Source organism: Ruegeria sp. YTSC003 (assembly GCF_059609785.1).
The window spans coordinates 76,909-95,940 of sequence record NZ_JBXWMK010000003.1 but is presented as its reverse complement, the minus strand read 5'-3'; the positions used below and the strand labels follow the sequence as shown (position 1 = coordinate 95,940).

Below are 19,032 nucleotides of genomic sequence, written 5' to 3'. Positions count from 1 at the left end.
ATATGCGCTACATGATGACCTACGACCTTATGGAAACCATGCGCAACACGAACCAATGGATGGGGGCAACGGCCAGTGCTATGGCGTCTTACCCACTGTTCTCCATGATCCCCAACCCAGCGTTCAGCATGATGGCCGCATGGGGCGAAGTGACCGAGCGCACGTTTCAGCGCATGATCGCAAAGCCGGACTGGGGTATTCGAACGTTCACGTGTGAGGATGGCAAAGACCACCTTGTTGATATTGTTCCCGTAATGGAGCGCCCATTTGGCGACCTGATCCATATTCGCGTCAACGGACGGGAAGAACAACCCCGTAAGGTACTGTTGGTTGCACCTATGTCGGGGCACTACGCGACTTTGTTGCGCTCGACAGTCAAGAGCCTGCTGGTCAATTGCGAGGTTTACGTAACTGATTGGCATAATGCGCGTGATATTCCCGTTTCCGAAGGCAAGTTCGATGTCGAGGATTACACGCTCTACCTTGTCGATTTTATGAAGGAACTGGGCCCGGACACACATGTCGTCGCCGTTTGCCAACCCGCTCCGCTGACCCTGGCCGCGACCGCATATCTGGCCGAGGTTGAACCCAAAGCCCAGCCAAGCACACTGACCCTGATCGGTGGGCCGGTTGACCCTGACGCCACTCCGACCGACGTGACAGATTTCGGCCGCCGCGTCACCATGGGACAGTTGGAAGAAACCATGATCCAACGCGTGGGCTTCAAATATAAAGGCGTTGGGCGCATGGTCTATCCCGGACTACTGCAGCTTGCCTCTTTCATGTCAATGAATGCAGACCGCCACTCCAAGGCGTTTACAGATCAGATCCAGCGCGTGATGCGGGGTGAAGCATCGGATCACGATGCCCATAACAGGTTCTACGATGAATATCTGGCCGTTATGGATATGCCAGCCGAGTTTTACCTGTCCACAGTCGAGCGCGTTTTCAAAAACCGCGAAATCGCGCGCAACGAGTTCATTGTTGCGGGGCACAAAGTCGATATCGGCAAAATCACTGATGTTGCGGTCAAATCGGTCGAAGGCGCAAACGATGACATCTCGGCCCCAGGTCAGTGTATCGCCGCTCTTGAGTTGTGCACCGGCTTGCCGGCCAACAAAAAGGCAAGTCATGTCGAACCCGGCGCCGGCCATTACGGCATCTTCGCGGGGCGCAGCTGGCGCGACAATATCCGGCCGCTTGTGATCGACTTCATGAACGCCAACACGCGCAAACCACAGCGTCGCGCGGCAAACAAAAACAAAGTGGCCTGAAAACGATGAGCAGGAAGACGGTGAAAGATACCCCGTTTTCCTGCTCTTGCGGTTCCCTACATGGACGGATCAGCGCCGCAGGCGTGAAACACGGCACACATGTCGTGTGCTACTGTCACGATTGCCGCGCGGCGCAATTGTACTTTGGGCAACCCGATCCTGCCCCCGGTCCTGTTGAAATCCTGCAGATGCTTCCGGAAGAGATCCATTTCGACGGTGGCGCAGAGCATCTCGCGCTGATGCAACTAAGCCCCAAAGGGATGATGCGCTGGTATGCCAGTTGCTGCAATGCGCCACTGGCGACCACACCAACAACGCCGAAGTTCCCATTCGCGGGTTTTATCGTCAAACGTATCCCCGACCCAAGTGGGTTGGGGCCGATCACCACGCGCGGGTTTATCCCCACAGGACACGGCAAACAGACCCATGAAAAGATTGGGTCAGCCGTATATGGGCTAGTGACCCGTGTCGCGAAATCGCGGGTGTCAGGCAGTTGGAAGAACACACCCTTCTTCGACCCAGGCACTTTTGACCCGGTTGCCGAGCCTGTGATCCTCAGCAAATCCGAACGCGCAGCCCTTTATCCGTAGGTGGTTCGCGCAGGTGTGCTTAACCAGTTCTCAAGCGCTTCATTGACGACCTGAGGGGTCTCGAGGGTTGGCAAATGTCCCGCGTCCTCAACCACTTTCAGTTCGGCATCCGGGATCAATTCCGCCATAAAGGCGTGTTTGCGCACAGGTGACAGCAGGTCACGCGCCCCACACAGCACCAGCGTGGGGCACTTGATCGTCCTCAGCGCCCCTTGCTGATCAGCGCGCCGCTGCAAAGCGCGCATCTGCCGGTCAAAGACATCCGGCCCCTGGTCCAGAGCCATTGTTATCACGTCATTTTGGATAGGAACGCGTCTTGGCCCTGGGGCCAGTGTGTCTGACCCAATGATTTTTCGCATCACCTCTTCAAGCCGTCCGGCCTTCGCGCCGACCATATGCTCTTCTCGCGTTGCTGCGATCTGGGGCGTGTCGGCCTGCGCATCCGTCGCCATCAGACACAGGCGCGAGATTCGGTCGGGTGCACGGCGAACAAGTTCCAAGGCCACGGCGCCGCCCATGTTCAACCCGGCCAGCGCGAAACGATGGGGCAGTTGATCCAAAAGGCCCGATGCGATCTCTTCAATCCGCTCGCCCAACGAAACTGGTGCAACCGTGACCGCGCGTTGACGAGAAAAGTGGGCGATCTGAGGGGCGAACACCCTAGAATCGCACATCAATCCGGGCAATAGAACCAACGGCTCGATCAATCGCGGCCTCCTTCGTCTCAGCCTCTTGAGCGGCTTTGTTTTTTAACAAGATGAGAGGTTTTATAAGTCTGAGCAAGTCAAACTTCACGGATAGGCAATACCGCGAAACGTGGGAAAATCCGCGTAGCGCCTTTGACGAGTCTTCAGGTCTTCGCCCGGATTTTCGCCCGCACGCAACAGGCAGCCGCGCGGGGCGATGTAGCTGTCGATACGCTTGAGGGGAATTGGTCGCCACACCAGATTGAAGGCACAAAGTTTTGGAAAGAACCAAATCTCGGAATACTCCAGATGGTCGTGCATCCACCACGCAAGATCGCGCCAATCCCGGCCTTCCGCATAACGATCCGCGAACCACGGAATGACAATCGACGCCCCAGCAACCCGATAATCGCCGGTGCCCCAATCCCAGATATGGCACTCCAGCGGATTATCATTTCGGGCACAGTTCAGCCGGTTTTCATTGCCAAATTGGTTTAGAGACGGCGACCGGTAGCCCGAGCGCACGGCAACACGTCCGAACGTTTCCTCTAACGGGTCGAGCAACGTCTGGCAAAAGGCCCGACCAGTTTCGATGGCAAGATCAGGGTTGTCGGGAAGGTTCTGTTTTTCATGGAAATTTCCAATCTCTGAATACAGGAAATCCCGCATGAAAAAGTGCCGGGACAGGCGCACGCGGCCAAGAGTTTCAAGGCTCCACATGCTGCCCGGCTTGCGCATTACCCGTACCCGTTCCAACGAAACGCCCCATCAGGGGCCAGAGGTGAGAACGGGTTGAAAGCGACCTCCCATATCGTCCCCTCGGGCGCGCGGAAGTAACCGTGATGCCCGCCCCAGAACACATCCGAGGCCGGTTTAAGAACCTCGGCGCCAGCGGCCTGAACCTTGCTTAAAACCTGCGCGACATCTTCCTTTGACCGGCAGTTATAGCTAAGCGTCAGCGCCCCACGGCCCAAGGTGCCCACGTCAACACCAATCTCATCGGCCAATGCCGGCAGAGGATACAGCCCCAGCGTCTGCCCGATCAGATCAAAGGCAATCACACCATCCGGGCTGTCGACACGTTTCCAGCCAATCTTTTCATAGAACACGGCCGCGGCTTCCGGGTCCTCGACCCCAACCGTTATTAAGCTGACGCGCTGTTCCATCATTCGATCCCCTGCTCTTTCAGCCATGCCAGAATACCAGCGACCGCGGCATCCGTCTGCCCCGGAGACATCAAGCGTCCGGCGATCACATGGGATGACGGGTCATCACCCGGCCCCATCGTTACCGTCTGAACACTTGCAGGCCCGCCCCAGGCATCGGCCACCTTGTGGGTCAAGTCCGGACGCACAACCTGATCATCGTCAGAGAACCAGAACAGCGCTGGGACACGCGCCTGCGAGAAGTCCAATGCATAAACAGTCTCAACCAAGGCGGTCATAGGCACAACTGCCTCCCACGGATAAACCGACGACCAGTACTTGTTCTTTTCCGGGTCCGGGCCAGAGACGTCCCGTTCTTCCCCCATGATCAATGGCAGCCAGCTGCGCGCCCATGGAAGGCCGGGTATCCAGGCACCGGGCGTGTTCACTCCGAAATTCGGAGAGACAAAGACCAAACCGGCTACGTTTTCTATAAGCGCGTCGTCCAATGCCGTAGCCGCAGCCAGCGTTCCGCCGGTCGAGGTCGAAATCACGACAACCTGATCGCCCACCGCCCGAGCGGCAGCCAACCCTTCGGCCATATCCTGCATCCAGCCCGAGGCGGTGCCTTCGGCCATTGCATCCCCACCGCGCCCGTGGCCCTGCAAGCGGGTGTAGACCAGATTGGCCCCCAAAGCCTCTGCGACCATATCGGGGACCGGGCGAATTTCTTCGGACGAGGCGGAAAACCCGTGCACATACAGGATGGAAACCGGCGTGCGCTGTTCTTTGAACCCGTCTCGCCAGATAACCCGTTTCTCAACACCCGGAGTAATGTCATCGAAAGTGGACTCGACGCTTTCGAAATAGACCTGCACCCCTTCGCCAAACTTGCGGGGTTCAAATGTCGGATTCAGGTTCACCTCTTCGCGGGGGCCGAACCAATAGATCAAAGCGCCAGCCGCAACCAGCACTAGAAGAAAACGACCTATAATTTTGCCGAATGCCCGGATCATTGCACGCCCATCACTTCAAGCACGGCGTTTTCGATGATCTCAAGGCATGGCCCGTCCGAGAATCTGTGGTCAGCGTCCTTGACCAACAGCAGACGCATGTCAGGTCCCGTGGCGTGGTCCAATAGACGCATTGCGGTTGCACTGGAAACCGCCGTATCTGCAGTCCCCTGCAGAAAACGAACCGGAAAAGGAAGGTTCATTCCATCCCGCAAAACCAGCCGTTGTCTTCCATCTTCGATCATACGCTTCGTGATGATGTAGGGCTCCATATAGTCCGAGGGCAGTTCGACATACCCTTCGGTCTCCAACACCTGTTTTTGCGTGTCAGAAAACGATGCCCAATACCCGTCCTCGGTAAAATCCGGGGCCGCGGCAATTGTGACCATACCGGCAATCCGGTCCGGTATCGCTTTGGCCAGTAAAAGCGCCTGCCAGCCGCCCATTGACGACCCAACAATAATCAAAGGCCCAACTGTCAGCTCAGTCACGGCGGCCAGAGTGTCATCGTGCCAGTCCCCGATACAGCCGTCCTCAAACTTGTCCGAACTTTCACCGTGACCAGAATAATCAAACCGCAGGAATGCCTGACCGCGCGCCTTGGCCCAAGCCTCAAGATGCACCGCCTTGGTGCCCTCCATGTCAGACTTCAGCCCGCCCAAAAACACAACCGTCGGCCCTGCCCCATCGCTTTTGCGATAAGCCAGCCGCCGCCCTTGCGCCGTTTCCAGAAAATCCGTCGCTGCCATGTCGCCCTCTTTCCTTTTGGGGTTCATCATGCACGGCTGCCCGGTGGCTGCAATTCCCGAATTCGAACCTCCCGCCGCGTCAACCACAGCGCGGTTGGGTGCTTGACAGGTCATGCTGCAACTGCCAAATGGATCGAACACACATAACCCGCAACCGGGCGTTCAGTGGGCGCCAAACCGACGAGGAGAGCCGATATGGCCCTAGACTCACAGCCAGTCTCCCTTACTTTTCCCGATGGCAATGCACGATCCTATGACGCAGGCGTCACGCCAGCTCAGGTCGCTGCTGATATCTCGAACTCATTGGCCAAAAAGGCCATCTCGGCCACCGTGAACGGCCAGCACTGGGACCTGCAGTGGCCCATCAAATCTGACGCGCAGATCGCCATCCACACCATGAAAGATGAGGAACAGGCCAACGAGCTGATCCGTCACGATCTGGCGCACGTGATGGCGCGTGCAGTGCAGGAAATCTGGCCTGCAACCAAGGTCACCATCGGCCCCGTGATTGACAACGGTTGGTACTATGATTTCGACCGGGAAGAACCGTTCACGCCCGAAGATCTCGGCCTCATCGAGAAAAAGATGAAGGAGATCATCAATAAGCGCGATCCCGTCACCACCGAAATCTGGGACCGTCAGCGCGCAATCGAATTCTACAAGGCCAATAACGAGCCTTATAAAGTCGAGCTGATCGAAGCCATTCCGGGTGACGAACCGCTTCGCATGTACTGGCACGGCCACTGGCAGGACCTCTGCCGTGGCCCGCACTTGCAGCACACCGGCCAACTGCCGGGCGACGCCTTCAAGCTGATGAGCATTGCTGGCGCCTATTGGCGTGGCGACAGTTCGCGTGCGATGCTGCAGCGTATTTATGGCGTGGCCTTCACCGGCAAGGAAAAGCTGAAAGCGCACCTGCACATGCTGGAAGAGGCCGCCAAACGTGACCACCGCAAGCTGGGCCGCGAGATGAACCTGTTCCACATGCAGGAAGAGGCACCGGGTCAGATTTTCTGGCACCCGAATGGCTGGAAAATCTATACCACTCTGCAGGACTATATGCGCCGGATGCAGGAACGCGACGGTTACGTCGAGGTGAACACGCCGCAGGTCGTAGACCGCAAACTGTGGGAAGCGTCTGGCCACTGGGACAAGTATCAGGAGAACATGTTCATCGTCGAAGTGGACGAAGAGCATGCCCGCGAAAAGGCGATCAATGCGCTGAAACCGATGAACTGCCCGTGCCACGTGCAAGTGTTCAATCAAGGCCTGAAGTCCTATCGCGACCTGCCCCTGCGTATGGCGGAGTTTGGATCGTGCGCCCGGTACGAACCCTCGGGCGCTTTGCATGGGATCATGCGGGTCCGTGGTTTCACGCAGGACGATGGCCATATCTTCTGCGCCGAGGAACAGATCGAATCTGAGACCGCCAAGTTCATCGCGTTCCTGTCCAAGGTCTATGCTGACCTCGGGTTCCATGACTGGACTATTAAACTGTCGACTCGACCGGAAAAACGGATCGGATCGGACGAAAGCTGGGATCTGGTCGAAAAGGCGCTGGGGGATGCCTGTAAGGCAGCGGGCTATGACTATGAGGTTCTGGAAGGCGAAGGCGCGTTTTATGGCCCCAAGCTGGAATTCACTCTGACCGACGCGATCGGCCGGACATGGCAGTGCGGCACCCTGCAAGTTGATCCCAACTTGCCCGAACGTCTGGATGCAAACTTTATCGGAGCCGATGGCGCAAAGCATCGTCCGTTCATGCTGCACCGGGCGACACTGGGCTCGTTCGAACGCTTCATAGGAATCCTGATCGAAGAGCACGCTGGCAAGTTGCCGTTCTGGTTGGCCCCGCGACAGGTCGTGGTCGCCTCGATTACGTCAGAGGCGGATGACTATGTATTGGAAGTTGTCGAAACGCTGAAGGCCGCGGGCGTGCGTGCCGAGGCGGATATTCGCAACGAAAAGATCAACTACAAGGTCCGGGAGCACTCGGTCGGCAAGGTGCCGATCATTCTGGCCGTCGGTCACCGCGAAGTTGACGAGCGTACGGTAAGTGTGCGCCGCCTTGGCGAAAAACAGACACAGGTTCAATCGCTTGAGGCTGTAACAAAAGAGTTGTCTTTGGCGGCTACCCCGCCCGACCTTCTGTAACATTCGGCGATAATTTGCACGAAATCCGGCCTCGAATTAGAGGCCGGATTGAAACATTTTCAATTTTTCATTTCAAAAACAGTTTGTTAACCTTCAAGAGGGCATTACGCTCTTTGACGGGGTTGTGAGACACGGGCTCGTGAATTCACCTGCCCCGATTTAGCTACTACCTTTGTCATTGTCACAAGAAGACATACGCAGTCATCAAAAGGGATTACCGAGATGTCGAACACCGCAAAAACCCTGGTTATCGCAAGCGCAGTTGCAGCAGCCGTATCTGGCGTCGCCACAACCGCCTCCGCACAAGCCAAAGAAAAATGCTATGGCGTTTCGCTGGCCGGTCAGAACGACTGTGCCGCTGGCCCCGGCACCACCTGCGCGGGCACCTCGACCGTTGACTATCAGGGCAATGCCTGGACCTTGGTCGACGCTGGAACCTGCGCCGATATCGAACTGCCCAAGTCGGCAGATGGTGCAGCGCGCGAAGGTTCGCTGGAACCGCTGGAGCGCGACCTGCCGGCATAAGCCCAAGCATCTGAGAATCGGAGGGGCGGGCCCTATCGCCCGCCTCTTTTCGTGACCGGAGGATTTGCACATGCTGGATAGTTCACTTCGATCGAACAGACTGCCCGCGGCACCGGGCGTCGGGTATAAACCCCAGCATTACGACCAGATTCTGGACCATGCGCATCCGGTCAGCTGGCTTGAGATCCATGCCGAAAACTACATGGGTGATGGCGGCAGGCCGCTGGCTCAATTGCGCCACCTCTCTAAAAAATTCCCCATTTCCGTCCACGGCGTCGGCCTCTCGATCGGTGGAGAAGGCCCCTTGGACCCCGATCACCTGGCGCGCCTGAAACACTTGGTGGGGTGGCTGAATCCGGCCAGCTTTTCCGAGCATCTGGCCTGGTCGACCCATGACAGTCATTTCCTGAACGATCTTCTGCCCCTGCCCTACACGGACGAAACGCTGGAGCGTATCTGTGCCCATATAGATCAGGTTCAGGAAACCGTGGGGCGGCAAATGCTGTTGGAAAACCCATCCAGCTATTTGGCTTTTGAAGAAAGTACATGGTCCGAGCCTGACTTCCTGCGGGAAATCGCACGTCGGACAGGATGTGGTCTTTTACTGGACGTGAACAACGTCTTTGTGTCGGCCACCAATCTGGACTTCTCGCCGCAGAGCTACATCGACGCCTACCCGCTGGACAACGTCCACGAGATCCACCTTGGCGGTCATGACGAAGACGAAGACGACCATGGTCGTCCCTTGCTGATCGACAGCCACGGTCGCGAAGTCGTTGATCCCGTGTGGACGTTGCTGGATTACGTGTTGGACCGTTCCGGCCCGAAACCCGTACTGATCGAATGGGATACGGACGTACCCGACTGGTCCGTTCTTCGGGCTGAAGCAGATCGGGCGCAGGCGGCACTGGACCGCATCCCAGCATGAGCGTTTCGCAAACCACGTTCCGCGCAGCCCTGCTTGACCCGTCGGCGGCCGTTCCGGACGGTTTGTGGGATGCCGCAGAACGCCCCGCCGGGCGACGGTTCAGCGTTTACCGCAACAACGTGGCTGTTTCGCTGACCGAAGCGATGCATCAGGCCTTTCCGGTGATCTCACGGCTGTTGGGATCTCAGAACATGGATGGGCTTGCCGGGCTTTTCCTGCGCAAACATCCCCCGTCTTCACCGCTGATGATGTTCTACGGTGAGGAATTTCCGGAGTTCCTTGCCGGGATGGAGCAGCTGTCACACCTTGGCTACCTTGCCGACGTCGCGCGTCTGGAACTGGCGCTGCGCCGGTCCTACCACTCTGCTGACAGCCAACCTGCACCGCCTGATGCGCTGGCCATCCCACCGGAAGAGATCGTTCTGGCAAAGCTGGAATTTGCGCCATCCATGAAGGTTCTTCGGTCAGATTGGCCGCTGTTTTCGATCTGGCGCTTCAATTCAGAAGACGGTGCACCAAAACCTGCCCCCGGATCCGAAGATATCCTGATCACCCGGCCCGAATTCGACCCGGCCCCGCATTTTCTGCCCAAAGGCGGAGCGGACTGGATCGCGCACGTTCAGGCCGGACTTACCATTGGCGAGGCATTTGAACAAACCTCTGCCGAATTCCCCGAATTTGACCTTGGGGCCACTCTGGCGCTGCTTTTGCAGGGCGGCGCAATAACCTCTGTGACTATCGAAAGGCTGGCAACATGACTGCCCTGATCTCATTGCACAACAATACCCTGGGAAGGTTGGAATTGACCTCTGGCTGGTTGACGCCGACCCTGGCGCGGGTCGTGTTCATCGCGGTTCTGCTGTTCTATTTCTGGAATTCAGCAATGACAAAAATCGACGGTTCGATATTCTCGCCGTCTGCAGGCGCGTTTGGTCAGATCTTTCCAAAAGCGGCCGAAGCCGCCTTGTACGATATTTCTCAGCTGACCATTGTCCAGCGTATCGTGATTTTCCTAGGTACCGTTGCAGAGTTCGTTCTGCCCGCGCTGCTGCTGGTTGGCCTACTTACACGCCTGGCAGCATTGGGCATGATCGGTTTTATCTGGGTTCAGACCGCCACTGACGTTACCGGGCACGGAGTGAAACTTGGCAGCCTGTTCGACAATGCGATCTCATTGATAGACCAACGCATGATGTGGACTTTCCTGTTCCTCGTCATCGTCATTAATGGCGCAGGTCCGCTCTCGGCCGACCGAATCCTGCGCATTAAGTGAACTAGAAATGTGCCTTGGGCTCGTCCGGCTTTCCCGCGGCCAGCCCAAGGATGCCCGCCACGGCGGCAAAGGCCACCGGGAACATCGTAAAGACGTTGAAACCAAACGCGAAATACATCCCGACGGCTGAGATCAGCAGCAATATTCCACCGATCAGAGCCCGCGCATGGGCCATTGCGCCCCCCGCGATGGCCAGCAAAGGTGCAATAATGGAAGCAGTCTGGATGAACTGTGCGTTGTCCACTTGTTCAGCAAGGCCTTCGATCTCACCGTAATGGTCTATGAATTCGATATAGCCATAGCCAAAAAAGCCAACAATCATTCCGATCAAACCGGCAATGACGCCCAAAATCATTGATGCGTTGCGCATTTAAACCCTCATAATTACGTCAGACACATAAGCGCCCAATCAGGTAACGCCAAGACTTGCCTTGGTTTTTGCGGTCCAGCCCAACGACAACGTACCGTCATTTTCGATCAAGGGGCGCTTCATCAAAGTCGGGTGTTCCTTCAGCAGCTCCAAAGGTGGTCGCGTGCGTTGTTCCGCGTCCAATCCACGCCAAGTTGTTGACCGGGTATTGAGCAAAGCTTCGCCGAACGTATCAAACGCCTCTGTCAGGACAGAATCGGGAACACCTTGCGTCCGAACGTCTACAAATTCTATATTTTCTATTTCTTTTAATGCCTTACGGCACGTATCGCAATTTTTCAGGCCATATAGACGCATTTTGGGACCGTTCCTGTACTAGTATGAATTTTGGGCATTTTTGCCTGCTGCTTCCAGTAATTCTTGATTTTTTACTTCACCGTGCAATGTTGAAAAAGACGAAACACACAATTCGGGCTGCGTCGTGTGGGCGAAGCGGTGATGCGTTGTGGTTGCGTCAACCACTGCCCCCACCAATTTGTGGGACAACGTGTAAGTAGAAGGAGACACGGGAAATGCCAACTGGCACCGTGAAATGGTTTAATACCACGAAAGGCTATGGGTTTATTGCCCCTGACGAAGGTGGCAAGGACGTTTTTGTTCATATCTCGGCCGTAGAACGGTCCGGTCTGACCGGACTCGCTGACAATCAGAAAGTCTCGTATGAGTTGGAAGACGGACGCGACGGCCGACAAATGGCCTCTGATTTGAAGCCGTTATAAAACACCCCGTCATCTGCGGGTACTAAAAGCAGGCCAACGGCCAATTTCCGGCCGTTGTCCATTCTCAAGGGTTTGAAACCTTACCCTCGCGTCGGTTTGGAATCGGCATGAGTGTTTTAGTTTTCGCCGAACACCACGATTTCCGAGCGTTCACACATAACATTGATGACTGATGTCATGAACCGCTCGAAATGGCATCATGACATCAGAAGAAAGAGTCTTGTCGGTTTTAACCCTCGCGAATGACTGCCTCGAACTCGCGCCATTCCCGTGTTGTCATGCCCGAGTTTTCCTGCGTCACGGCTTCGCCGGCCAACATGCGCCGCAGGCTATCAACCATCTGCGCCGAAAGGTTGACCGCGCCCAAACGGTAATCTTCGAACGCTCTATACGCGAAGGGCACCCAGTCGGCGACGATCTTGCACATCATGTCGGCGTAAACGCGGATTTCGTACTGAGCATGTGGATCGGCCCGCAAGCGCAGGAAATGGAACAGGTTGTGCAGATCCACCTTCCAGTACCACTGCGTGTAGATATTCGCAGGCAGGTTCATGCGCGCCAGTTCTCGCGCCAGCCCCTGCTGACCATCCTGGTTGATCATCGCTTCATAATTGTCGTAGCACCGCGCGCTATCGGCCTTGAGCATCTCAAGAACGCGGGCCGCCTCTTCCCCTTGCAGAGCGTCGCCCCGGCCCTGATTGTTCACTTCAGACTGCGCGGCCACATGGTCCGGCGCAGGGATATAGAACTCTCGGTCCAGAATCGAATACCGCGCAGAATACTCATTCACATTTGCGGTCCGGTGGCGAATCCACTGTCGCGCGACAAAGACCGGCAGTTTGACATGCAACTTGATCTCGCACATCTCGAACGGGGTCGAGTGCCAGTGCCGCATCAGATAGCGGATCAGGCCCTCGTCATTCTGCACCGATTTGGTGCCCTTGCCATAAGATACACGTGCCGCCTGACAAATCGCTGCGTCATCCCCCATGTAATCAATCACGCGTACAAAGCCGTGGTCCAGCACCTGATGCGCGGTATAGAGGTGGTCTTCCATCCCCTCAGCCACAACGCGGCGTGTTGGATGCGATTGCGCCCGTTGCGCTTCGATCTCGGCCAGTTGGTCAGAGGACAGCGGCATGAAAGTTCCTTTCCAGCAATGAGTCGCTCACCACTATATATCGGCAATTCCCAGACCGGAACCGCGACATGTGCACCAAGCGTCGCAATTTCCAAATTGTGTCCGCCCTGCCCCTCGACACGCTTGGTCCGCGCGCTAAGCTGCAGCGCATCACCTGAATAGAAAGGAAGCCACAATGGGGCTGACATATCTTCACACCATGGTCCGCGTGAAGGATCTGGAGAAGTCGATGGCGTTCTATGAACTGCTGGGCCTGAAGGAAACCCGCCGGTATGACAGCGAACAGGGCCGGTTTTCGTTGATCTTCATGGCACCCCCAGGGCAAGATGACCGGCCTATCGAACTGACGCATAACTGGGACGGCGACGATAACCTGCCCAGCGACAGCCGCCATTTCGGGCACTTAGCCTACGGCGTCGATAACATCTACGAAGTTTGTCAGCACCTGCAAGACAACGGCGTCGTTATCAACCGCCCGCCGCGCGATGGTCGCATGGCTTTTGTGCGGTCTCCGGATAATATCTCGGTCGAACTGCTCCAAAACGGCAAAGCGCTGGAACCAGCCGAGCCCTGGGCCAGCATGGAAAGCACCGGCAGCTGGTGATCAGCTGGCTGATAGCGCTGGGTCTGGCCGTTCTGGCCAGCCCCGTTCGGGCCGAGACCTGCCGGCTTGCACTGGCGCTCGCTATGGATATCTCGACTTCCGTGGACGAGAACGAAGACGTTTTGCAACGGCAGGGTCTTGCGGCTGCATTGATCGCACCAGAAGTGGTCGAGGCATTTTTTTCGTCGCCCGCGCCGGTCGCGCTGGCCGTGTATGAGTGGAGCGGCCGCACCACCCAACGCGTTATTCTGAACTGGACCATGATCAACACCGAAGCCGACCTGCTGGTTGCCGCCTCAACGGTGCAGCAATCGGTTCGCTCGGACAGCGCCTCGGCCACGGCAATGGGTTATGCCTTGGCGTTTGGCGCGACTTTGATGCAGCAAGCGCCACCCTGCCTTTTTAACACCATCGATTTGTCCGGCGATGGCTCAAACAATGACGGCTATGGGCCGGACTCGGCATACCGGCACTTTCCTTTTCAAAACGTCGTGGTCAACGGGCTGGTGATCAACGCTGCTGATTTTGAAGGAGAGCTGTTCCTCATCCCGTTCTTCGAGAACAACGTTCTGCACGGCCCCGGTGCGTTTCTGGAAATCGCGCAAGGGTTCGAAGATTTTGAGCGCGCGATGCGCCGCAAGCTGGAACGAGAATTGAAAGGATTGCAGATCGGTGCGTTGAAGGAGGGTGCGCATCAATGATCCGCCTCTTGGCCGCGATATTTGCCATGTTCGCCAGCGCCGCCGCGTCGGAATGCAGGCAAGCACTGGCGTTGGGGCTGGACGTGTCCGGTTCGGTCGACAGCACCGAGTATAGGATGCAAACCGGAGGTCTGGCGGCGGCCCTGCAACGCCCTGAAGTTGTTCAACTGATCCTGTCCGACATCGGCGCGCCTGTGCGATTGGCGATCTACGAATGGAGCGAGCCCCGCCATCAACGCATGTTGGTAAACTGGACTGAGATCAGCACGGCACAAGATCTTGCACGGATCAGCGACCAATTGAAGACCGTCGCGCGGGGTAACGCACCACAGGGCACGGCTGTTGGGTCAGCAATGCGGTTCGGAGCCAATCTACTGTCGCAGCAACCGAATTGCTGGAAACGCACATTGGATCTGTCAGGGGACGGCAAGCACAATCTGGGCCCTCATCCACGCAGCGTGAAAGCCGAACTGGAAAACACCGGCATCACGATCAATGGGCTGGTGATCGGAGCCGACGATCCCAGTCATGGCGACAAACGCTATGTCCAAGTCGGTGAGCTTTCCGCCTATTACAACAAATGGGTTATACTGGGGCCCGGAGCATTCGTCGAAGTCGCTTTGGGCTTTGAGGCCTATGAGGACGCAATGACCCGAAAACTGATACGCGAGCTAGATGGGCTCACCCTGTCCGATGCCACAGATACCCTGCGCCCCTGATCAATAGATGTACCGGATTTGGTCCGTCCAATACCGCTCGACCCGCCGCAGGGATGTGGTGATATCATCGATGCCTTCCAGCCCCAACACGCCGCGATTTTGCAGCCCCTCAGCGTGGCGCGAAAACAGCTCAGATACGACATCGCGTATCTCACGACCGCGTGGGGTCAATCGAACCCTTACGGATCGGCGGTCGATCTCGCATCTTTGATGGTGCATGTACCCCATTTCGACCAGTTTCTTCAGGTTGTAGCTGACGTTGCTGCCCTGATAATACCCGCGACTTTTCAGTTCACCCGCGGTGACTTCATGGTCGCCGATATTGAACAAAAGCAAGGCCTGCACAGCGTTGATCTCCAATACGCCAACACGCTCAAACTCGTCCTTGATGACGTCCAATAGCAACCGGTGCAGCCGTTCCACCAAGGCAAGTGCCTCAAGATAGCTGGTCATGAACCCTTTGGTTCCCGGCGCGGAGACCTGCATTTCCATACTCATCCGATCCTCCGATTCAGTCGCGCTGTTTCAGGCAGGATGAATGGAAATCCCGAAAAATCGGTTAAGCCGGGTTTTCTTTTATTTTTGAAAGGTCTGAGCGATGTCCGATATCAATTCGGAATAGGTTTCGGGCGGCTGCACCTGCCCTGTGACCCACTGATAAAGATCCTGGTCGTTTTCGTGCAGCAACGCATCATAGTTATCCAGATCCGACGGCTCCATGGCCGTCAGGTTTCGGTCAGCATAGGCCGACAGGATCAGATCCATTTCCTTGATCCCACGTCGCATGGATCGCATCTTCAGCCGCTTAATTCTAACGTCCCGAGGTTCGTTCACCGACCTTGCTCCAGCATCAGACGCAGCCGTTTTTCCAGTTTCGCTGCCCGCTCGGCACTGGCGCGCATCTCGCCGCGAATGGAACGCAGCTCAGCCACGACATCCGCAAGCTCGGGTGCGCCCTCTTCCGCTTCGACGGGGGCATCCATGCCTTCGCCTTCACCGGTCAGCAACCACATGATCGACACGTTGACCATGCCTGCCATCATGGAAAGACGGTTCGCCCGCGGTTCGGACAGATCGTTTTCCCAAGCTGCAATTGTTGTCTTTTTCACGCCAAGCCTGCGGGCCATCTGGGCCTGGGTCATACCAGCCGCTTCGCGTGCCCCTGCCAGCCTGTCCCCGAATGTCGCAGAGTCCGGTCCGTACCAGTCATTCTCGTCGTTCATCGGGCTCTCCAATTCCATAATTCATATCGCTTGATCGTCATTCCGGCGCACCCTATGACAGTCAAGCTGAACATACAAATCGAGGCCGACCATGAGTTTCCTTTCTGCGACACTGTCACGCGTGAAGCCATCGCCCACCATTGCGATAACCGCTAAAGCGGCCGAGTTGAAAGCTGCCGGGCGCGATGTCATCGGCCTAAGCGCGGGCGAGCCCGATTTCGACACTCCGCAGAACATCAAGGACGCAGCAGTTGCGGCCATCGCGGCCGGTAAAACCAAATATACTGCGCCTGACGGCATCCCAGAATTGAAGCAAGCCGCCTGCGCCAAGATGAAGCGTGACCACGGGTTGGATTACACGCCCGCGCAGATTTCGGTCGGCACCGGCGGCAAGCAAACTTTGTACAATGCCCTGATGGCTACGATGAATGAGGGCGATGAAGTTGTGATCCCTGCACCCTATTGGGTTAGCTATCCCGACATGGTGCTTTTGGCCGGGGGCACTCCGGTAATCGCGGAAACTTCGATCCAGACCAACTTCAAACTCACTGCAGATCAGCTTGAGGCTGCGATCACGCCAAAGACCAAATGGCTTATCTTCAACTCACCGTCGAACCCCACTGGTGCAGGCTATAGCCGTGAAGAGCTGAAAGAACTGACCGATGTTCTGATGCGTCATCCGCATGTCTGGGTCATGTCCGACGACATGTATGAACATCTGGCCTATGACGGGTTCGAATTTTGCACCCCGGCCGAAGTCGAGCCCCGCCTTTATGACCGGACGCTGACCTGCAACGGTGTCTCCAAGGCCTACGCCATGACTGGGTGGCGCATAGGTTACGCGGCAGGACCGGTCGAGGTCATCGCCGCCATGCGCAAGATTCAATCGCAATCGACCTCGAACCCCTGCTCGGTCAGCCAATGGGCGGCGGTGGAGGCACTGAACGGCACTCAGTCCTTCCTGGCCCCCAACAACGAAACGTTCAAACGCCGCCGTGATCTTGTTGTGCGCATGTTGAACGATATCGACGGCATCAGCTGCCCGACACCCGAAGGCGCGTTCTATGTCTATCCGTCCATTGCCGGGTTGATTGGCAAAACCACCCCTGCAGGCACTGTGATCGACTCGGATGAGGCGTTTGCCACCGCTTTGCTGGAAGAGGTGGACGTGGCCGTCGTGTTCGGTGCGGCCTTTGGCCTGTCGCCAAACTTTCGCGTCAGCTATGCGACCTCGGACGAGGCGCTGACCGAAGCCTGCACCCGCATCCAGCGCTTTTGCGCATCATTGACTTGAGTAGGCGCAAATGACGGCGGAACTGCCCGAATATTATTTCCGCGTTCGCGAAAATGGTGCGGCGGTTTTCAGGATCGACACTGAAAACCGCCAGCGCCGGATCGAGATGGATCAGATTGCGGTCATCAACATCCGCAATGGCGAGGTGAAATCGCAAGGCCAACGCACGTTGTCCGACGCCGACAAGGCTGAGATTGCCCGTTGGATGGAGGCGCGAAAAGCGTTGCTGGCCCAGCGCGACATCGACGACATTCATCGGGCTGTCGATTATCTGAACCTCACCACGCAATGGGCGCAATCCAAGGCAACACCAGAGCAGCTTGAAGACGTAACCGACCGGTTGCTGCTGGCCATGCATGATCTACGCTCTGTCCTGGTGCGAAAAAAGGCAGACCGCTTCAGCAAAGACTGACCCGCCGAATCTTACTCGGCGGGCACCCCGACCTCGCGGACCGAGCGCATCCAGAACCGCGCCATTAGCATAACCGCTGCGCAGGCCAGGCCCAGAACAAGGCCAAGCCATACCCCGATTCCGTCCATGCCCAATACGAAGCCAAAGTAATACGACGACGTGATCCCTACGCCCCAATAGCTGAGCGCGGCCATGACCATCGGGATCTTTGCATCCTGCAACCCACGCAGGAGGCCAAGCGCAATGACCTGTGCCCCGTCCACCAATTGGAACAAAGCCGCCATGGCCAGCAGGCCTGTACCGATCATCAGGATTTCCGGACGCTGCGGGTCATCCGGTTCCATGAACAGGGAAATCAAAGGCTCGGCATAGGCTAGGAACAGGATGACAGTCAGGACCGAGATCACCAAAGACATCCCCGTCACCGCAATCGCGCCGCGTTCCAGATGCGGCCTATCTTTCCGGCCCAACGCATTCCCTGCCCGGATCGTCGCAGCGTTTGACAACCCCAGATGCACCATGAACGTCGCGGATGCCAAATTAAGTGCAATGCCATGTGCCGCCAGCGGAACCTGACCCAGCCAGCCCATCATGATCGCTGACATTGCGAACAGGCTGACCTCGGACAGGGTTGTCAGGCCAATCGGGACGCCAAGGCGGAGAACGCTCAGAAACATCTCCCAATCCGGGCGCCAGAACCGTTGGAACAGGCTATGTTCGGGCAAAACGCGCATGGCGTAAATCACCACGCAAACCAACGATACGATCTGAGTGACAACCGACGCGATGGCGGCACCCATCACACCCAGTTCTGGGGCGCCCCAATTGCCGAAGATCAGGGCATAGTTGGTGATCGCGTTGACGACTGCCGCGGCCACGGTGATCCACAAAACGATCTGTGTTCGCTCCAACGCGGCCAGATAGGATTTCAGCACCATCACCAAAAGCGCCGGAATTAGGCCCCACCCAGCAACCCTGAGGTACTGGGACGCGGTTTCAGCGACTTGCGGGTCCTGCTTCAACGCAAGGAAAATAGGGTACGACCACCAGAGCATTGGCATCATGACGGCCGCATAGATAAGCGACAACCACAACCCCATGCGCGTTGTACGGCGAATACTTGTTTCGTCTTCTTCAGCCGCAGCCGTCGCCACCATCGGCATGACGGCCAAACCGAATCCGGCCCCAAACAGGAACAACACAAAGAAATAGCTGCTGGCCAGGGTCACGGCGGCCAGCGCCTCGACACCGTACCAACCCAGCATGACTGTATCCGTCAGCCCAATAGCAAATTGGGCCAGGTGCCCGCCGATCAGCGGCAGGCCCAGCACAGAAATGGCCCGGAAGTGGCCACCATATGTCATCACCTTACTCATCCGAACAGCCTTATGCCCGGCCCGAGGCCGGGACAAGAGGCGAACGACGAAATTTCACCTTGAGACTACACCCGCA

The 19,032-nt window shown here is 57.0% G+C and carries 25 protein-coding genes; 13 read left to right on the top strand and 12 right to left on the bottom strand.

Going from position 1 to position 19,032, the window contains the following annotated elements; genetic code table 11:
• The first annotated feature begins 2 nt into the window (after positions 1 to 2).
• Both phaZ and AC2FFH_RS07475 read left to right on the top strand, forming a co-directional pair.
• Positions 3 to 1,274: a polyhydroxyalkanoate depolymerase gene (phaZ, locus tag AC2FFH_RS07480; protein ID WP_496723867.1), complete on the top strand. Its 1,272-nt coding sequence runs from the start codon at positions 3 to 5 to the stop codon at positions 1,272 to 1,274.
• A 5-nt stretch (positions 1,275 to 1,279) separates the two neighbouring features.
• Positions 1,280 to 1,864, top strand: coding sequence for a DUF6151 family protein (locus tag AC2FFH_RS07475; protein WP_496741113.1), 585 nt, complete (start codon positions 1,280 to 1,282; stop codon positions 1,862 to 1,864).
• Here AC2FFH_RS07475 and AC2FFH_RS07470 read toward each other — a convergent pair.
• From AC2FFH_RS07470 to AC2FFH_RS07450, 5 genes are all read right to left on the bottom strand, one after another.
• Positions 1,855 to 2,571: an alpha/beta fold hydrolase gene (locus AC2FFH_RS07470; RefSeq protein WP_496844109.1), complete on the bottom strand. Its 717-nt coding sequence runs from the start codon at positions 2,569 to 2,571 to the stop codon at positions 1,855 to 1,857. The genes AC2FFH_RS07475 and AC2FFH_RS07470 overlap by 10 nt on opposite strands.
• An 84-nt stretch (positions 2,572 to 2,655) precedes the next feature.
• Positions 2,656 to 3,270, bottom strand: coding sequence for a hypothetical protein (locus AC2FFH_RS07465; RefSeq protein ID WP_496766895.1), 615 nt, complete (start codon positions 3,268 to 3,270; stop codon positions 2,656 to 2,658).
• A 17-nt stretch (positions 3,271 to 3,287) separates the two neighbouring features.
• The gene (locus AC2FFH_RS07460) at positions 3,288 to 3,716 is read right to left on the bottom strand and encodes a VOC family protein (protein ID WP_496777798.1); all 429 of its coding nucleotides are present in this window, start codon (positions 3,714 to 3,716) and stop codon (positions 3,288 to 3,290) included.
• Positions 3,716 to 4,711: an alpha/beta hydrolase gene (locus AC2FFH_RS07455; RefSeq protein WP_496777600.1), complete on the bottom strand. Its 996-nt coding sequence runs from the start codon at positions 4,709 to 4,711 to the stop codon at positions 3,716 to 3,718. The genes AC2FFH_RS07460 and AC2FFH_RS07455 overlap by 1 nt, the downstream gene beginning before the upstream one ends.
• Positions 4,708 to 5,457, bottom strand: coding sequence for an alpha/beta fold hydrolase (locus AC2FFH_RS07450; RefSeq protein WP_496782564.1), 750 nt, complete (start codon positions 5,455 to 5,457; stop codon positions 4,708 to 4,710). The genes AC2FFH_RS07455 and AC2FFH_RS07450 overlap by 4 nt, the downstream gene beginning before the upstream one ends.
• Positions 5,458 to 5,652: 195 nt before the next feature.
• On the opposite strand from AC2FFH_RS07450, the gene thrS reads away from it, so the two are divergent.
• The 5 genes from thrS to AC2FFH_RS07425 all read left to right on the top strand — a co-directional run bounded on the left by thrS (position 5,653) and on the right by AC2FFH_RS07425 (position 10,337).
• Entirely contained in the window at positions 5,653 to 7,611 is a 1,959-nt protein-coding gene (gene thrS, locus AC2FFH_RS07445; protein ID WP_496844106.1) for a threonine--tRNA ligase, read from the top strand.
• Between the two features lie 222 nt (positions 7,612 to 7,833).
• A complete protein-coding gene (locus AC2FFH_RS07440) occupies positions 7,834 to 8,136 on the top strand; it encodes a BufA1 family periplasmic bufferin-type metallophore (RefSeq protein WP_058275886.1) in 303 nt (100 codons plus the stop codon).
• Positions 8,137 to 8,206: 70 nt separating this feature from the next.
• Complete coding sequence (bufB, locus tag AC2FFH_RS07435) at positions 8,207 to 9,064, top strand: MNIO family bufferin maturase (protein WP_496766890.1); 858 nt, start codon at positions 8,207 to 8,209, stop codon at positions 9,062 to 9,064.
• The gene (locus AC2FFH_RS07430; RefSeq protein WP_496766889.1) at positions 9,061 to 9,822 is read left to right on the top strand and encodes an HvfC/BufC family peptide modification chaperone; all 762 of its coding nucleotides are present in this window, start codon (positions 9,061 to 9,063) and stop codon (positions 9,820 to 9,822) included. The genes bufB and AC2FFH_RS07430 overlap by 4 nt, the downstream gene beginning before the upstream one ends.
• The gene (locus tag AC2FFH_RS07425) at positions 9,819 to 10,337 is read left to right on the top strand and encodes a DoxX family membrane protein (protein WP_282169248.1); all 519 of its coding nucleotides are present in this window, start codon (positions 9,819 to 9,821) and stop codon (positions 10,335 to 10,337) included. The genes AC2FFH_RS07430 and AC2FFH_RS07425 overlap by 4 nt, the downstream gene beginning before the upstream one ends.
• A 1-nt stretch (position 10,338) precedes the next feature.
• Here the strand turns inward: AC2FFH_RS07425 and AC2FFH_RS07420 are convergent, their stop codons facing one another.
• Both AC2FFH_RS07420 and AC2FFH_RS07415 read right to left on the bottom strand, forming a co-directional pair.
• Complete coding sequence (locus tag AC2FFH_RS07420) at positions 10,339 to 10,707, bottom strand: hypothetical protein (protein ID WP_496723624.1); 369 nt, start codon at positions 10,705 to 10,707, stop codon at positions 10,339 to 10,341.
• A gap of 39 nt (positions 10,708 to 10,746) precedes the next feature.
• Positions 10,747 to 11,064 (bottom strand): ArsC/Spx/MgsR family protein, encoded by a 318-nt coding sequence (locus AC2FFH_RS07415; RefSeq protein WP_496723625.1) that lies wholly within the window; start codon positions 11,062 to 11,064, stop codon positions 10,747 to 10,749.
• Positions 11,065 to 11,279: 215 nt separating this feature from the next.
• Here AC2FFH_RS07415 and AC2FFH_RS07410 point away from each other — a divergent pair, with 215 nt between their 5' ends.
• Positions 11,280 to 11,486: a cold-shock protein gene (locus AC2FFH_RS07410; protein ID WP_010439113.1), complete on the top strand. Its 207-nt coding sequence runs from the start codon at positions 11,280 to 11,282 to the stop codon at positions 11,484 to 11,486.
• Between the two features lie 229 nt (positions 11,487 to 11,715).
• On the opposite strand, the gene thyX is transcribed toward AC2FFH_RS07410, so the two are convergent.
• Positions 11,716 to 12,627, bottom strand: coding sequence for an FAD-dependent thymidylate synthase (gene thyX, locus AC2FFH_RS07405; protein ID WP_496723627.1), 912 nt, complete (start codon positions 12,625 to 12,627; stop codon positions 11,716 to 11,718).
• 175 nt (positions 12,628 to 12,802) lie between these two features.
• Here thyX and AC2FFH_RS07400 point away from each other — a divergent pair, with 175 nt between their 5' ends.
• Genes AC2FFH_RS07400 through AC2FFH_RS07390 form a run of 3 tightly spaced genes read left to right on the top strand, consistent with a single transcriptional unit; the run spans position 12,803 to position 14,651 of the window.
• The gene (locus AC2FFH_RS07400) at positions 12,803 to 13,231 is read left to right on the top strand and encodes a VOC family protein (RefSeq protein ID WP_496844104.1); all 429 of its coding nucleotides are present in this window, start codon (positions 12,803 to 12,805) and stop codon (positions 13,229 to 13,231) included.
• Complete coding sequence (locus tag AC2FFH_RS07395) at positions 13,228 to 13,932, top strand: DUF1194 domain-containing protein (protein WP_496844102.1); 705 nt, start codon at positions 13,228 to 13,230, stop codon at positions 13,930 to 13,932. Before AC2FFH_RS07400 ends, AC2FFH_RS07395 begins: the two co-directional genes overlap by 4 nt.
• The gene (locus AC2FFH_RS07390; protein WP_496844101.1) at positions 13,929 to 14,651 is read left to right on the top strand and encodes a DUF1194 domain-containing protein; all 723 of its coding nucleotides are present in this window, start codon (positions 13,929 to 13,931) and stop codon (positions 14,649 to 14,651) included. The genes AC2FFH_RS07395 and AC2FFH_RS07390 overlap by 4 nt, the downstream gene beginning before the upstream one ends.
• On the opposite strand, the gene AC2FFH_RS07385 is transcribed toward AC2FFH_RS07390, so the two are convergent.
• The 3 genes from AC2FFH_RS07385 to AC2FFH_RS07375 all read right to left on the bottom strand — a co-directional run bounded on the left by AC2FFH_RS07385 (position 14,652) and on the right by AC2FFH_RS07375 (position 15,874).
• Positions 14,652 to 15,149, bottom strand: a complete 498-nt coding sequence (locus AC2FFH_RS07385; protein ID WP_282169244.1) for a MarR family winged helix-turn-helix transcriptional regulator — start codon at positions 15,147 to 15,149, stop codon at positions 14,652 to 14,654.
• A 78-nt stretch (positions 15,150 to 15,227) separates the two neighbouring features.
• A complete protein-coding gene (locus AC2FFH_RS07380) occupies positions 15,228 to 15,437 on the bottom strand; it encodes an FAD assembly factor SdhE (protein WP_496777586.1) in 210 nt (69 codons plus the stop codon).
• A 44-nt stretch (positions 15,438 to 15,481) separates the two neighbouring features.
• Positions 15,482 to 15,874 carry a helix-turn-helix domain-containing protein gene (locus AC2FFH_RS07375; RefSeq protein ID WP_496766884.1) on the bottom strand — a complete coding sequence of 131 codons (393 nt, stop codon included), beginning with the start codon at positions 15,872 to 15,874 and terminating at the stop codon, positions 15,482 to 15,484.
• Between the two features lie 91 nt (positions 15,875 to 15,965).
• On the opposite strand from AC2FFH_RS07375, the gene AC2FFH_RS07370 reads away from it, so the two are divergent.
• Together AC2FFH_RS07370 and AC2FFH_RS07365 are read left to right on the top strand one after the other, a co-directional pair.
• Entirely contained in the window at positions 15,966 to 17,168 is a 1,203-nt protein-coding gene (locus AC2FFH_RS07370; protein WP_496766883.1) for a pyridoxal phosphate-dependent aminotransferase, read from the top strand.
• Positions 17,169 to 17,178: 10 nt separating this feature from the next.
• Positions 17,179 to 17,580, top strand: a complete 402-nt coding sequence (locus AC2FFH_RS07365; RefSeq protein WP_496766882.1) for a hypothetical protein — start codon at positions 17,179 to 17,181, stop codon at positions 17,578 to 17,580.
• A gap of 11 nt (positions 17,581 to 17,591) precedes the next feature.
• On the opposite strand, the gene AC2FFH_RS07360 is transcribed toward AC2FFH_RS07365, so the two are convergent.
• Entirely contained in the window at positions 17,592 to 18,956 is a 1,365-nt protein-coding gene (locus AC2FFH_RS07360) for an MATE family efflux transporter (RefSeq protein ID WP_496766881.1), read from the bottom strand.
• Between the last annotated feature and the right edge of the window lie 76 nt (positions 18,957 to 19,032).

Coding starts and splice junctions, on each gene's coding strand:
- phaZ (WP_496723867.1), top strand. CDS start 3: ATGCGCTACATGATGACCTACGACCTTATGGAAACCATGCGCAACACG.
- AC2FFH_RS07475 (WP_496741113.1), top strand. CDS start 1,280: ATGAGCAGGAAGACGGTGAAAGATACCCCGTTTTCCTGCTCTTGCGGT.
- AC2FFH_RS07465 (WP_496766895.1), bottom strand. CDS start 3,270: ATGTGGAGCCTTGAAACTCTTGGCCGCGTGCGCCTGTCCCGGCACTTT.
- AC2FFH_RS07460 (WP_496777798.1), bottom strand. CDS start 3,716: ATGGAACAGCGCGTCAGCTTAATAACGGTTGGGGTCGAGGACCCGGAA.
- AC2FFH_RS07455 (WP_496777600.1), bottom strand. CDS start 4,711: ATGATCCGGGCATTCGGCAAAATTATAGGTCGTTTTCTTCTAGTGCTG.
- AC2FFH_RS07450 (WP_496782564.1), bottom strand. CDS start 5,457: ATGGCAGCGACGGATTTTCTGGAAACGGCGCAAGGGCGGCGGCTGGCT.
- thrS (WP_496844106.1), top strand. CDS start 5,653: ATGGCCCTAGACTCACAGCCAGTCTCCCTTACTTTTCCCGATGGCAAT.
- AC2FFH_RS07440 (WP_058275886.1), top strand. CDS start 7,834: ATGTCGAACACCGCAAAAACCCTGGTTATCGCAAGCGCAGTTGCAGCA.
- bufB (WP_496766890.1), top strand. CDS start 8,207: ATGCTGGATAGTTCACTTCGATCGAACAGACTGCCCGCGGCACCGGGC.
- AC2FFH_RS07430 (WP_496766889.1), top strand. CDS start 9,061: ATGAGCGTTTCGCAAACCACGTTCCGCGCAGCCCTGCTTGACCCGTCG.
- AC2FFH_RS07425 (WP_282169248.1), top strand. CDS start 9,819: ATGACTGCCCTGATCTCATTGCACAACAATACCCTGGGAAGGTTGGAA.
- AC2FFH_RS07420 (WP_496723624.1), bottom strand. CDS start 10,707: ATGCGCAACGCATCAATGATTTTGGGCGTCATTGCCGGTTTGATCGGA.
- AC2FFH_RS07415 (WP_496723625.1), bottom strand. CDS start 11,064: ATGCGTCTATATGGCCTGAAAAATTGCGATACGTGCCGTAAGGCATTA.
- AC2FFH_RS07410 (WP_010439113.1), top strand. CDS start 11,280: ATGCCAACTGGCACCGTGAAATGGTTTAATACCACGAAAGGCTATGGG.
- thyX (WP_496723627.1), bottom strand. CDS start 12,627: ATGCCGCTGTCCTCTGACCAACTGGCCGAGATCGAAGCGCAACGGGCG.
- AC2FFH_RS07400 (WP_496844104.1), top strand. CDS start 12,803: ATGGGGCTGACATATCTTCACACCATGGTCCGCGTGAAGGATCTGGAG.
- AC2FFH_RS07390 (WP_496844101.1), top strand. CDS start 13,929: ATGATCCGCCTCTTGGCCGCGATATTTGCCATGTTCGCCAGCGCCGCC.
- AC2FFH_RS07385 (WP_282169244.1), bottom strand. CDS start 15,149: ATGAGTATGGAAATGCAGGTCTCCGCGCCGGGAACCAAAGGGTTCATG.
- AC2FFH_RS07380 (WP_496777586.1), bottom strand. CDS start 15,437: ATGCGACGTGGGATCAAGGAAATGGATCTGATCCTGTCGGCCTATGCT.
- AC2FFH_RS07375 (WP_496766884.1), bottom strand. CDS start 15,874: ATGAACGACGAGAATGACTGGTACGGACCGGACTCTGCGACATTCGGG.
- AC2FFH_RS07370 (WP_496766883.1), top strand. CDS start 15,966: ATGAGTTTCCTTTCTGCGACACTGTCACGCGTGAAGCCATCGCCCACC.
- AC2FFH_RS07365 (WP_496766882.1), top strand. CDS start 17,179: ATGACGGCGGAACTGCCCGAATATTATTTCCGCGTTCGCGAAAATGGT.
- AC2FFH_RS07360 (WP_496766881.1), bottom strand. CDS start 18,956: ATGAGTAAGGTGATGACATATGGTGGCCACTTCCGGGCCATTTCTGTG.